10 protein-coding genes are annotated in these 12,008 nt (G+C 65.8%); 8 read left to right on the top strand and 2 right to left on the bottom strand.

The genetic code is table 11. From position 1 onward, the window contains the following. Positions 1 to 53: 53 nt before the first annotated feature. Positions 54 to 1,544 carry an amidase gene (locus tag Q0743_RS17140; protein ID WP_298242685.1) on the bottom strand — a complete coding sequence of 497 codons (1,491 nt, stop codon included), beginning with the start codon at positions 1,542 to 1,544 and terminating at the stop codon, positions 54 to 56. A gap of 375 nt (positions 1,545 to 1,919) precedes the next feature. Here Q0743_RS17140 and Q0743_RS17135 point away from each other — a divergent pair, with 375 nt between their 5' ends. From Q0743_RS17135 to Q0743_RS17120, 4 genes are read left to right on the top strand one after another with little or no spacing between them, the layout of a single operon-like run. After that, positions 1,920 to 3,137, top strand: a complete 1,218-nt coding sequence (locus tag Q0743_RS17135; protein ID WP_298242684.1) for a multidrug effflux MFS transporter — start codon at positions 1,920 to 1,922, stop codon at positions 3,135 to 3,137. A 15-nt stretch (positions 3,138 to 3,152) separates the two neighbouring features. Next, positions 3,153 to 4,550: a guanine deaminase gene (guaD, locus tag Q0743_RS17130; RefSeq protein ID WP_298242683.1), complete on the top strand. Its 1,398-nt coding sequence runs from the start codon at positions 3,153 to 3,155 to the stop codon at positions 4,548 to 4,550. Positions 4,551 to 4,561: 11 nt separating this feature from the next. After that, a complete protein-coding gene (locus Q0743_RS17125; RefSeq protein ID WP_298242682.1) occupies positions 4,562 to 5,545 on the top strand; it encodes an antibiotic biosynthesis monooxygenase in 984 nt (327 codons plus the stop codon). A gap of 51 nt (positions 5,546 to 5,596) precedes the next feature. Beyond that, positions 5,597 to 6,502 (top strand): ribonuclease Z, encoded by a 906-nt coding sequence (locus Q0743_RS17120; protein WP_298242681.1) that lies wholly within the window; start codon positions 5,597 to 5,599, stop codon positions 6,500 to 6,502. Between the two features lie 16 nt (positions 6,503 to 6,518). On the opposite strand, the gene Q0743_RS17115 is transcribed toward Q0743_RS17120, so the two are convergent. Next, positions 6,519 to 7,352 carry an IclR family transcriptional regulator C-terminal domain-containing protein gene (locus tag Q0743_RS17115; protein ID WP_298242680.1) on the bottom strand — a complete coding sequence of 278 codons (834 nt, stop codon included), beginning with the start codon at positions 7,350 to 7,352 and terminating at the stop codon, positions 6,519 to 6,521. A gap of 122 nt (positions 7,353 to 7,474) precedes the next feature. Between Q0743_RS17115 and Q0743_RS17110 the strand changes: the two genes are divergently transcribed. The 4 genes from Q0743_RS17110 to pdxA are packed head-to-tail and all read left to right on the top strand — an operon-like array spanning position 7,475 to position 12,007. Then, positions 7,475 to 8,398, top strand: a complete 924-nt coding sequence (locus Q0743_RS17110) for a dihydrodipicolinate synthase family protein (protein WP_298242679.1) — start codon at positions 7,475 to 7,477, stop codon at positions 8,396 to 8,398. 26 nt (positions 8,399 to 8,424) lie between these two features. After that, positions 8,425 to 9,864 (top strand): FAD-binding oxidoreductase, encoded by a 1,440-nt coding sequence (locus tag Q0743_RS17105; RefSeq protein WP_298242678.1) that lies wholly within the window; start codon positions 8,425 to 8,427, stop codon positions 9,862 to 9,864. A 2-nt stretch (positions 9,865 to 9,866) separates the two neighbouring features. Next, a complete protein-coding gene (locus Q0743_RS17100; RefSeq protein WP_298242752.1) occupies positions 9,867 to 10,973 on the top strand; it encodes a four-carbon acid sugar kinase family protein in 1,107 nt (368 codons plus the stop codon). Then, positions 10,970 to 12,007 (top strand): 4-hydroxythreonine-4-phosphate dehydrogenase PdxA, encoded by a 1,038-nt coding sequence (gene pdxA / locus Q0743_RS17095; RefSeq protein ID WP_298242677.1) that lies wholly within the window; start codon positions 10,970 to 10,972, stop codon positions 12,005 to 12,007. Before Q0743_RS17100 ends, pdxA begins: the two co-directional genes overlap by 4 nt. The last annotated feature ends 1 nt before the right edge of the window (position 12,008 follow it).

Below are 12,008 nucleotides of genomic sequence, written 5' to 3'. Positions count from 1 at the left end.
GCAGTCGGCCGGCAAAACGTGACTGCACCGTCGGCCTCAGCCATCTCACAAAACTACATTGCAGAGAGCGACGGCGGCGCGACGAAGCCGCCGAATTCGCGTTCGATCAAGCTCGCGAGCGTAATGGTCGTGCGGTCCTCCAGATAAGGTCCGATGATCTGGACGCCGATCGGCAGGCCTGTGGGCGCGCGCTCGATCGGAACGGCCGTCGCCGGCAAGCCGCAAGTCGAAGCCGGATCTGCCCAGATGAAGCACGCGTCGGAGTAATTGTAGAGCTTGCCGTCGATGTCGAGCTGCCGCGCCTCGAACGGCTCGGAATGGTCGTGCGGAAAGGCCGGCACGGCGGCGACGGGATAGATCACCGCGTCGAACTCGCGGAAGAATTGCCGCCAGCGTTGCTGCAGCTGCAGGCGGGCTGCGTCGGCTGCGAGCCATTCACGATGGAGCATGCCCCAGCCGCGGGCGCGTTCGGCCTGCAGGCTGCGGTCGTCGGGCGAGAGTGCCGCGGCAAGGCCTTGCGCCTCGGCGAGTGCGGCCGGTGTCAGGCGCGGGCTTCGCGCGCCGTTGAGCAGCCTCATGTAGAGCCGCGCGGAGTCCGCAAGATCAGGCAGCGAGGCGCTGGCGCGCGCGACATGGGCGCCCGATCTGCCAAGCCGGTCGGCCAATCGTCCGATGGCAGAACGCACGGCGTCACCCGTCGGCATCAGGGGGTGCGTATCGATCACGAAGATCCTGAAGTTCTTGAGATCGGCATGGCGAGAGGCGGGCAGTGCAAGCCGATAGCCGGTTCCATCGCTCAGCTCGTCGGGGCCGGCGATGACGTCGAGCGACAAGGCAAGATCCGAGGCGGTGCGCGCCATCGGCCCAAGGACGGCGAGATCGCCCTGGCCGGGAACCGGCGGTGCCGGCGGCAGGCTGTATCCCCGCAGCGGCACCAGGCCGAGGCTCGGCTTGTGTCCGAACACGCCGCAGAAATGCGCGGGCACCCGGATCGAGCCGCCGATATCCGAGCCGATCGAGAGCGGGCCGAAGCCCGCGGCGAGCGCTGCACCCGATCCGCCCGAGGAGCCGCCGGGCGACCGGTCGAGATCCCACGGATTCTTGGTCGTCCCGTAGATCTCGTTGTAGCTCTGGAAATCCCTGAGGCCGATCGGAATATTGGTCTTGCCGATGATGATGGCGCCCGCAGCTTTCAGCCGCGAGACGACGAGAGCGTCTTCCGTTGGCTGAAAATCCGTGAATTGCGGAAAGCCCCATGTCGTCGGCAGGCCGGCGACGTTGAACGGTTCTTTCATGGTGACGGGGATGCCAAGCAACGGCCGCCGCTCGCCTCGGCCAAGCGCAGCATCGGCGGCGCGCGCGGCATCTCTGGCGCGATCGAAATCGCGAACGATGATGGCGTTGATCTTGCCGTCCAGCGCCTCGATGCGCGAGATGGTGTGTTCGAGCAACTCCGACGCTGACGTCTTGCGCGCGTGCAGGGCGCCGAGAAGGGCGCCGATCGAGCCGAAATCCAAGTCAGCAGCGTCCGCGGCCTTCTGCATCAGAACCTCCACCTCGCGATCCGAAATAGCCATGCCTTCCGATCGGTTAATGGATTCGGACGAAGGCAAACTCGAGATGGCGATCGTGTGATCGTGCCGCTGTTTTGCCCGACGTGTCAAACGCCTCATCGGGTTCGGAGGCGTGCGGCAAAATTCCTCAACGATTTGTACTGTGCATGGGGTTGTTTTCGCATTTTTGTTTTTGGGAGGTGCGACTCGAGCACCAATTGCCGGAAGCGGACCGACACGGCCGCTCCTAAGAGTTTCTACACACAGTTCTGGCAGCTTCCGCGTCAATATCCGCAACTCGCATCGGCGCCTCTCATTGCGCGCACGAAAAGACGGGGCCCGCGGACATCGAGGGGGCGTAAAGCCATGACTGCACTTGCATCGGACGCCGGTCGCGCGAGGGGTGGGATCGTGCCGATCCTGTTGTGCGTCGTGCCGTTCAGTCAGATTCCGCTTGATGCCTATACGCCCGGCCTGCCGCAGATGGTGGTGGATCTCGCAACCGATTCCGCCTCGATGCAGAACACCGTCACCGCCTACATGCTCGGCATGAGCCTGGCGCTGGTGCCTGTGGGCATCGCCTCCGACACGCTCGGCCGCCGCAACGTCCTGCTCGCAGGTCTGTCCGTGCTGATCGCGATGAGCATTGCCTGTGCGCTCGCCACCAGCGCCTCACTGCTGCTCGCCTTGCGCTTCCTGCAAGGCATCGGCGGCTGCACCTGCCTCGTCGTCGCCTATGCCGTTGCGGCCGACTGCTTTCGCGGTCGCGAGCTCACGGCGATCTCCGGCCTGCTTGGAGCCGCCTGGGGCCTCGCGCCAGTGCTGGCGCCCGCGGCCGGCGGCTTCATCGTCGAGCTGACCTCCTGGCGCGGGGTCTTTGTCGTCATTGCCATCACGGCAGCCATCGTCGCCGCGATCGTCGTGTTTCTGCTGCCCGAGACGCTGCCCGCTGATCGGCGCGCACCGTTCGATCCGCGCCGCACGGCCGGCACCCTGCGCGAGGCGCTGGTCCGCCCGGGCTTCCTCGCTTTCGTGCTGGTGTTTGCCGCGGCAGCAAGCGCACAGCTGGCGTTCGGCGTCGTCGCGCCGTTCTTCTACCAGACCGGTCTCGGTTATTCGGCTGCGATCTACGGCCTCGTCGCGCTCGGCCTTGGCGGCGTCAACCTCGCCGGCGAGCTCGGCTGCGCGCATTTCGCGCAGCTTTTGCCGGCTCGTCTGCTGGGCTTCGGCGCCTTCGCATTGTTTCTCGCAGGCTCAGCGGTTCTGACCGCAACCGGCATGATCTTCGGTATCGATGTCGCGTCGATCACGATCGGCGGCGCGCTGGTGCTCGGCGGCTGCGGCGTGCTGTGCCCGATGATGTATGGCATGGCGCTCGGCCTGTTCGAGCGCGACCATGGCCTGATCGGCGGCCTCATCAGCGCGCTCTGCTATCTCGCAGTCAGCGGTGCCATGGCGATCGCGGCGGTGCTGCCGGAAGCCACACAGGCACCGATCGGATGGCTCTATCTCGGCCTCTGCGCCATTGCGGGCGTGCTGCTCGCGATCTCACTGCCCCCAGTGCGGCACGCCACACAGACCTAAGGAAGGAACCAGTTCATGGCCACCGTCGGTATTCGTGGCACGTTCTTCGACTTCGTCGACGATCCCTGGAAGCACGTCGGCAACGAGCAGGCGGCTGCGCGCTTTCATCAGGACGGCCTGATGATCGTCGCGGACGGCGTCATCAAGGCGTTCGGTCCCTATGACAAGATCTCCGCTGCGCATCCGGGCATCGAGGTCACCCACATCAAGGACCGCATCATCGTCCCGGGCTTCATCGACGGCCACATCCACCTGCCGCAGACCCGCGTGTTGGGCGCCTATGGCGAGCAGCTCCTGCCGTGGCTCCAGAAATGGGTTTATCCGGAAGAGCTCAAATACCGCGATCGCAACTACGCGCGCGAGGGCGTGAAACGCTTCCTCGATGCGCTCCTGGCGTCCGGCACCACCACCTGCCAGGCCTTCACCAGCTCCTCGCCTGTATCCACCGAAGAATTGTTCGAGGAAGCAGCCCGCCGCAACATGCGCGTCATCGCAGGCCTCACCGGCATCGATCGCAACGCGCCGGCCGATTTCATCGATACGCCCGAAAATTTCTATCGCGACAGCAAGCGGCTGATCGCGCAGTATCACAACAAGGGCCGCAATCTCTACGCCATCACGCCGCGCTTCGCCTTCGGTGCCTCGCCGGAGCTGCTCAAGGCCTGCCAGCGCCTCAAGCACGAGCATCCGGACTGCTGGGTCAACACCCACATCTCCGAGAATCCGGCTGAATGCAGCGGCGTGCTGGTCGAGCATCCGGACTGCCAGGACTATCTCGGCGTCTACGAGAAGTTCGACCTGGTCGGACCGAAATTCTCCGGCGGCCATGGCGTCTATCTCTCGAACAACGAGTTCCGCCGCATGTCGAAGAAGGGTGCGGCGGTGGTGTTCTGCCCGTGCTCGAACCTGTTCCTCGGCAGCGGCCTGTTCCGCCTCGGCCGCGCCACCGATCCCGAGCATCGCGTCAAGATGTCGTTCGGCACCGACGTCGGCGGCGGCAACCGCTTCTCCATGATCTCCGTGCTCGACGATGCCTACAAGGTCGGCATGTGCAACAACACGCTGCTCGACGGCAGCATTGATCCCACGCGCAAGGATCTCGCCGAAGCCGAGCGCAACAAGCTGTCGCCCTATCGCGGCTTCTGGTCGATCACGCTCGGCGGCGCCGAAGGCCTCTACATCGACGACAAGCTCGGCAATTTCGAGCCGGGCAAGGAGGCCGATTTCGTCGCGCTCGATCCGAACGGCGGGCAGATCGCGCAAGCCTGGCACCAGTCGCTGATTGCGGACGGTGCCGGGCCGCGCACGATGGATGAGGCCGCGAGCATGCTGTTCGCCGTCATGATGGTCGGCGACGATCGCTGCGTCGACGAGACCTGGGTGATGGGCAAGCGTCTCTACAAGAAGAGCTGAGACGGCAGCTCATGAGCGCATCTGCGGATCCAGCCGGCCAACCGGTCGCTCTCGTCATCCAGCGCCGTATCGCGGACGACGGCTTCGCCGCGTTCATACGCTGGAATGGCGAAGTCGGCGAGGTGCTGAAGGCATGGCCAGGTTTCCTCAGCCAGGAGGTCGTTCCGCCGCAGCCGCCGGCGCATGTGGACTGGGTGACGATCCTGCGTTTCGCCAGCCCGGCCGCCGCGCGCGCCTGGCTTCAGAGCGAAGTGCGGGCGAAACTGATCGGAGAGGTGCAGCGCCATTTGGTAGGTTCGGAAAACGTCCATATCCTGCCCGACAGCGGCGTCCAGCGCGACAGCGCGGTGTCCGCCGTCATCTCCTTCAAGGTCCCCGACGGGCTCGAGGATGCGTTCCTGAAATGGCAGCAGCGCATCCAGGCCGCCGAAGCCGAGTTCAAGGGATTCTTGCGCCACAAGATCGAGCGGCCGATACCGGGTTTGCATGACGAATGGATCGTCATCCTGTCGTTCGACTCGGATGCCGGCCTCAATGCATGGCTTGACTCGCCCGTGCGGCAGACGCTGCTCAGCGAAGGCGAGCGCTTCAACGCCGGCATGAATGTGAAGCGCGCGAGCTACGGCTTCAATTTCTGGTTCCCGGCCGCCAAGGCGCAGGCGCCGGAGCAGGGTTCGGACTTCATCTGGAAGAGCAATTTGATCGTTCTCCTGGTGCTCTATCCGGTGGTCTACCTCTGGGGCATTTTCGTCAGCGGGCCGCTGATCGACAGCCACGGCGTGCCGATCTGGCTCTCGCTCTTCGTCGGCAATCTCGTCAGCACCCAGCTGCTCGGATGGTGGCTGGTGCCTGCCGCCTTCAAGGCGCTCGACTGGTGGATCACGCCGAAGGCGGCGGTCAGTCGCCAAGTCGCAGGCTACGCACTCCTTGCGGTGCTCTATGCCGCCTCGATGGGCCTGTACGCGCTGCTGCTCGCGTGGCATTGGGGACGGTAGGACCGTCCACCGCGCCATCGCGGCGAGGCGCGGCGCCGGATAGCGACGACCATGTTTGCCCTGACATTCCTCGGCACCTCCGCAAGCGTTCCCTCGGCGGAACGCAACCATCCGGCCTTGCTGATCGAGGCTGCCGGCCAGCGCATGCTGGTCGATTGCGGCGAAGGCACGCAGCGCCAATTGCTGCGCAGCGGCGCCGGCTTCCGGCGGCTTGACCGCATCCTGCTGACGCATGCGCATCTCGATCACGTGCTGGGCATCCCCGGCCTGTTCTCGACGCTGCGCCTGAGGCAGAGCGCCGAGGTGATGACGGTGCACGGTGGCCCGGCGACGCTCGAGATCGTCATCCAGATGCTGGCAGGTTTGTGGGGCGCGGGCAGGGCGCCGCTTCCGGCGGAGTTCGTCGCCTTGGCCGCGGGACGCTTCATCGATGCCGGCGACTTCGTCGTCGATTGTTTTCCGGTCCGTCATCGCGACACCGACAGTTTTGGATTCGTGTTCCAAAGCCCCTCACGCCGTCACCTTCAGCCGGATCGGCTCGCGGCGCTGGGCGTTCCCGACGGTCCCCTGCGCGGCGAGTTGGCCGCGGGCCGAGCCGTCGTGATCGAGGGCGATCGAACGATCGATCCAGAAGACGTGCTGGGGCCGCCAAGCGGCGGCAAGAAGCTCGTGGTGATCGGTGACCTCGAAGCCACCGACGGCCTGTCGAATGAGGTCGCTGGCGCCGATTTGCTGGTGATCGAGGCAACCTTCCTTGATCGCGACGCCGCAACCGCGCGGGATTACGGCCATCTCACCGCGGCAGAGGCCGCTTCCCTTGCAGCCGCGAACGGCGTCCGCCAGCTCGTGCTGACCCATATGTCCGGACGTTACGAGGACGCCGAGATCCTGGCCGAGGCGGCGAGGATATTTCCGAACACCAGGATCGCCGCCGATTTCGATCACATCGTGGTCTAGTTGCGCCGGCCCGGGCTCAGCTCGTCAATCCCGACTTGATCGCGAGATCCTGCACCTGGGCTGTCTGCTGCATCAGCAGCGGTAGTGCCTGGTCGCGGAAGGCTGCCATGTCCATGCGCACCGCATCGATGGTGACGCTCAATCCTCCGATCACCACGCCCTGGGCGTTGAAGATCGGTGTTGCCAGCGTGCGCAGGCCATAGGCGTTCTCTCCGTCGGAGACGGCGTAGCCCTTCTTCCTCACGAGGTCGAGCCGGGCGAGCAGGGCATCGAGATCGGTCAGCGTCCGCTCCGACAGCTTGACGCGAGGGCGCGATTCCAGCCGCGCGATCTGCTCGTCTCGCATCAGCTGTGCCAGCATGACGTGGCCGAGTGCGGCGCTGTAGGCGGGAATGCGCGTTCCCGGCCGGCGGTCCATCTTGTGGCGGTCGAGACCGGCGCCAACCCGTGCGAGATAGACCACGTCGCCGCCGTCCAGAATGCCGAGCGAAGCCGCATCGCCGACCTCAGGCACGAGGTTGCGCAGCAGCGGCTCGACCATGGGCCGCAGCGATCCGCGCGTCAGCACGGTGTAGCCGAGGTCGAGGCAGGCGACCCCGAGGCGGAACCGCCGGCTCTGCGGCACCGCCTGGACATAGCCGAGCTCGACCAGGGTCTGGATCAGGCGAAATGCCGTTCCGCGATCGAGATCGGCCCGTGCGGCAATCTCACTCAGGGTCAGCTCGAAGGCCTCGCTGCTGAAGCTCTGGAGCACGGCAAAGGCCTTCCCGACGGAAGCAACGTAGTTCTTTGGATTTTTCGGGGGCCTTTCCGCTTTGCGTTTCGCGGCCTTCTTTTCGGCCCTCGCCATGCTCGATGCCTTGCCATGACAGCCAGCGCCCTTGACGCGGCGGCGAGCTGATTTTACGACAGGACAACTCAATAACAAATGTTCGCATTCCGAACAACGTTGATTTGACGATCGGAGGAAGTTTGTCGACACCATCGCTGCACCCCCGTGGCGTGTTCTCCGCCGCACTGACGCCGCTCGATGCCGAGTTCACCCCCGATCACGCGCGCTTCGTCGCGCATTGCCGTTACTTGCTGGACGAAGGCTGCGACGGCATCGCCCTGCTGGGGACCACCGGGGAGGCGAACTCCTTTTCCGCGGCGGAGCGCATGGCGCTGCTCGAGGCGGCGGCGGCTGCGGGCATCGCGCCGCGGCGGCTGCTTCCCGGAACCGGCGTTGCCGCGCTCACCGAGACCGTTGCGCTGACGCGTCATGCGCTTTCGGTCGGTGTCGACACCGTGGTGATGCTGCCGCCGTTCTACTACAAGGGCGTCAGCGACGACGGCATCTACGCATCCTACAGCGAAATCGTGCAGCGCGTCGGTGATGCTAGGCTCAGGATCGTGCTCTATCACATCCCGCAGATGTCGGCGCAGCCGATCTCGCATGCGCTGATCGAGCGTTTGCGCAAGGCCTATCCGGCCACCTTCACCGGCATCAAGGATTCCTCCGGCGATTTTGCGAACATGACGGCGATGGTCGATCGCTTCCCCGGCTTTTCGGTTCTGGTCGGGGCAGATCCGTTGCTGTTGCCGCTGCTTCGCAAGGGCGGGGCGGGGTGTATCACCGCGACGTCCAATCTGGTCGCGCGCGATCTTGCCTATGTCTACAAGCATTTTCGCGACAGCGACGATGACGCGGCGCTCAAGGCGGCGCAGGCGCGCATCGTGAAGGCGCGCGAATTGGTCTCGCGCTTCCCGCAGATGCCATCGCTGAAGGCAATCGTTGCCGAGCGCACCGGTCATGCCGGATGGCAACGCCTGCGGCCGCCGCTGGAGTCCTTGCCGCCGACCCAAGTGAAAGAGCTGCTTGCGGATGCCACGGCATTCGCTGCTGCCACCATCTAGACCTGGACCGGCGACGAGGCGAACCGATGTCTGACTCTTTCCAGGATGCGCTGGCCGGCCTCGCCGCAATCGTCGGCGACAAGCACGTCATCGCATCCGGGGTCGACCAGGAACCTTACGTAGCGGACTGGCGCGGGCGCTATCACGGCCGCGCGGTCGCGGTGGTGAAGCCAGCCTCGACAGCCGAGGTCGCCGCCGTCGTGAAGTTCTGCGCCGCAAGGCGCCTCGCGATCGTGCCGCAGGGCGGCAACACCGGCATGTGCGGGGCAGCGACGCCGGACGATCACGCCGGCAATGTGGTGATCCGGCTCGACCGCATGCGCACCGTGCGCGACGTCAGCCCGCTCGCCAACACGATCACCGTGGAGGCCGGCTGCATCCTCGCGGAGGTGCAGAACACGGCGCGGAACGTCGATCGCTACTTTCCCTTGAGCCTGGGCGCCGAGGGCTCCTGCCAGATCGGCGGCAATATCTCGACCAATGCCGGCGGAACCGCGGTGCTGCGCTACGGTCCGACGCGCGACCTCGTGCTCGGTCTCGAGGTCGTGCTGCCCGACGGGCGCGTCTTCAACGGATTGCGCGCGCTGCGCAAGGACAATACTGGCTACGCGCTCAAGCAGCTCTTCATCGGTGCGGAGGGCACGCTCGGCATCGTCACCGCGGCCGTGCTGAAACTGTTTGCGCCGCCGCGCAGCTCGGCCCTGGCGCTTTTGAAATTGCGGGGCGTCGAGCAGGCGCTCGAGATCATGCAGCGCCTCCGCGGCGCGGTCGGCGACCGGATCGGCAGCCTCGAGATCATGTCGCGGTCGCAGATCGAGGCGATCGCCGCGACCGTTCCGCATGTCACCGTTCCTTTCGAGCTGACGACGCCGTGGTATCTGATCGTCGAGCTGACCGACACGCTCGCAGGCGTCGACCTCACCGAGCCGCTGGCCGCCGTCCTCGCGGATGCGATGGAAGCAGGGCTGGCCGAGGACGCCATATTGGCCTCCAATCTGGGGCAGGCGAAGGCGATCTGGGCCGTCAGGCACAGCGTCTCCGAAGGCAACAAGCGCAGCGGCTATGTGGTGTCGCATGACAGCGTGGTTCCGCTGGAGCGTCAAGCGGCTTTCGTCAACAATGTCGAAGCCCGCATCAAGGCGGCCGTCCCTCATGCCAACGTCGTGATGCACGGCCATATCGGCGACGGCAACATCCACGTCGTGGCGCTGATCAATCGGATGCATTGCCGGGATCCGGAAGCGACGGCCAGGCTGGTGGCTGATATCAACGAGATCGTCGATGACGAGACCGCGGCGCAGGGCGGGGCGATCAGTGCCGAGCACGGCATCGGCATCACCAATCGCGGCAGGCTTGCCCGCGTCGCCGATCCGCTCGACATTGACCTGATGCGCGACATCAAGCGATTGCTCGACCCGCACGGGCTGATGAACCCCGGCAAGATTTTCAGCGCGGGAGCTGCATGACGATGACGAGCGTCCGGCTGCTTGCTGACGACCTCACCGGTGCGCTCGACACCGCGGCGGAGTTCGTCGGCCTGTGCGGACCGTTCGATGTCGTCTGGTCGGAGGGGTTCAAGCCGCCGGACTCTGGAAGCCTGGCGATCGATAGCGGTACCCGTGAACGCTCGAAGGACGAGAGCGTCCGGATTGTCGGCCGCCTAGCGCCCCATCTTCTGGGCGCGACAATCGCTTACAAGAAGATCGATAGCCTGTTGCGGGGGGCGTGGGCGGCAGAGCTCGGGGGCTGCCTGGAGGGCGGTCACTTCGCATCCTGCGTGGTCGCGCCGGCATTCGATTATCAGGGGCGCCGCACCGCCGGCGGGCAGCAATTCGCACGCACGGTGCAGGGCGAGTGGCATCGGGTCGGCGACGATCTCCTGACCCAGTTGCAACGCGAGGGCCTCGAGGCGCGGCAGGGCAGCTCCGATACGCTATCGCGGGGCGGTGTTCAGGTCTTCGACGCCGAGAGCGACATCGACCTCGACCGCGTCGTCGAGATGGGACGACGCATGCCGGGTCCCGTGCTGTGGTGCGGAAGCGGCGGGCTGGCCGGTGCGCTCGCGCGCCGTCACCGTGCCGACGCGCCGGGCCAATTGAAGCTGCCCGTGCTGGGGCTGTTCGGCTCCGATCAGCCCGCCACCGCCTCTCAGCTCGCCGCGTGCGGCGAGGCGACGATTGCGCTTGCGGAAGGCGAGGGCGTGGACCGCGTTCGGCGCAAGCTGGTCGACGATCGCGTGGCGATGGTCAAGTTCTCGCTCGCCGAAGACCTGACGCGAACCGAGGCGGCGCGGCGGATCGCGCGCGAACTGACCGCGCTGATCGCGACGCTCGATCCGCCCGGCACGTTGATCGTGGCCGGCGGCGAGACCTTGAAGGCGGCGTGCGTTGGTCTTGATGCACACGCCCTCCAGGTGACGGGACGTATCGTTCCGGGATTGCCGCGCTCGATCCTGCAAGGCGGGCGCTGGGCCGGTGTTGACGTCGTCTCGAAATCCGGCGCATTCGGTCCCAGCGAGCTGTGGCGCGACCTGCTCCGGGACAATCATCTGCTCAGAATGGAGAGTCCGATATGACCTCTCGTCATCTTGCCATCACCATGGGCGATCCGGCCGGGATCGGGCCGGAGATCATCGTCAAAGCCTGCGTCGGACTGAAGGAGCGGATCGCGAAGGGGGATCTGCGCCTGCTCGTGATCGGCAGCGGCGCGGCACTCGAAGGCGCGAAGGCTGCGCTCGGCGCTGACGTCGCCATCCCCCAGGTCATGGCCGACGATCGCGAATGGCCCAATCTTTGTTACCTCCAGGCCGACACCGAGGGGGATCCGATCAAGCCCGGCGTGCTCAGCGCCGATGGCGGCCGCTTTGCCTACAAGGCGATCGAGCAGGGCGTGCGCCTGACGCAGGCCGGCCGGACCGCGGCGATCGTCACCGCGCCGCTCAACAAGGAAGCGCTCAACAAGGCCGGCTATCACTTCCCCGGCCATACCGAGATGCTGGCGCATCTCACCGGCGTGCGCGGGTCGGTGATGCTGCTTGCCCACGGCAACATGCGCGTCAGCCATGTCTCGACCCATGTTGCCCTGGAGGACGTGCCGAAGCGTCTGACGCCGGAGCGTCTGCGCATGGTGATCGACCTCACCAACGATGCCTTGCTGCGGCTCGGCATCGCCAAACCGAAGATCGCGATTGCCGCGCTCAATCCGCATGCCGGCGAGGGCGGTCTGTTCGGCCGGCAGGATATCGACGTTTCGGCGCCGACGATCGCCAAGGCTGTTGCGGATGGCCTCGACGTCGTCGGCCCCGTGCCCGGCGACACCATCTTCGTCAAGTTGCGCGCCGGTCAGTACGATGCGGCGGTCGCGATGTATCACGACCAGGGCCATATCCCGGTCAAGCTGCTCGGCTTCCAGGTCGATCCCGCCACCGGCCGCTGGCAGGAGCTTTCGGGCGTCAACATCACGCTGGGCCTGCCGATCATCCGCACCTCCGTCGATCACGGCACCGCCTTCGACATCGCCGGCAAGGGCATCGCCAACGAGCACAGCCTGATCGAAGCCATCGACTATGCCGAGCGGCTGGCCGCCGGCGCCTCTGCATCGAAGTCTTGAG

This window comes from uncultured Bradyrhizobium sp., from assembly GCF_936943645.1.
Lineage (GTDB): Bacteria > Pseudomonadota > Alphaproteobacteria > Rhizobiales > Xanthobacteraceae > Bradyrhizobium.
This window is presented reverse-complemented; position numbering and strand designations above follow the sequence as displayed.

Bases quoted from the DNA above. Each gene is read 5' to 3' on its own strand.
- Q0743_RS17125 (WP_298242682.1), top strand. From the start codon at position 4,562: ATGAGCGCATCTGCGGATCCAGCCGGCCAACCGGTCGCTCTCGTCATC.
- Q0743_RS17120 (WP_298242681.1), top strand. From the start codon at position 5,597: ATGTTTGCCCTGACATTCCTCGGCACCTCCGCAAGCGTTCCCTCGGCG.
- Q0743_RS17140 (WP_298242685.1), bottom strand. From the start codon at position 1,544: ATGCAGAAGGCCGCGGACGCTGCTGACTTGGATTTCGGCTCGATCGGC.
- pdxA (WP_298242677.1), top strand. From the start codon at position 10,970: ATGACCTCTCGTCATCTTGCCATCACCATGGGCGATCCGGCCGGGATC.
- Q0743_RS17135 (WP_298242684.1), top strand. From the start codon at position 1,920: ATGACTGCACTTGCATCGGACGCCGGTCGCGCGAGGGGTGGGATCGTG.
- Q0743_RS17115 (WP_298242680.1), bottom strand. From the start codon at position 7,352: ATGGCGAGGGCCGAAAAGAAGGCCGCGAAACGCAAAGCGGAAAGGCCC.
- Q0743_RS17100 (WP_298242752.1), top strand. From the start codon at position 9,867: ATGACGAGCGTCCGGCTGCTTGCTGACGACCTCACCGGTGCGCTCGAC.
- guaD (WP_298242683.1), top strand. From the start codon at position 3,153: ATGGCCACCGTCGGTATTCGTGGCACGTTCTTCGACTTCGTCGACGAT.
- Q0743_RS17105 (WP_298242678.1), top strand. From the start codon at position 8,425: ATGTCTGACTCTTTCCAGGATGCGCTGGCCGGCCTCGCCGCAATCGTC.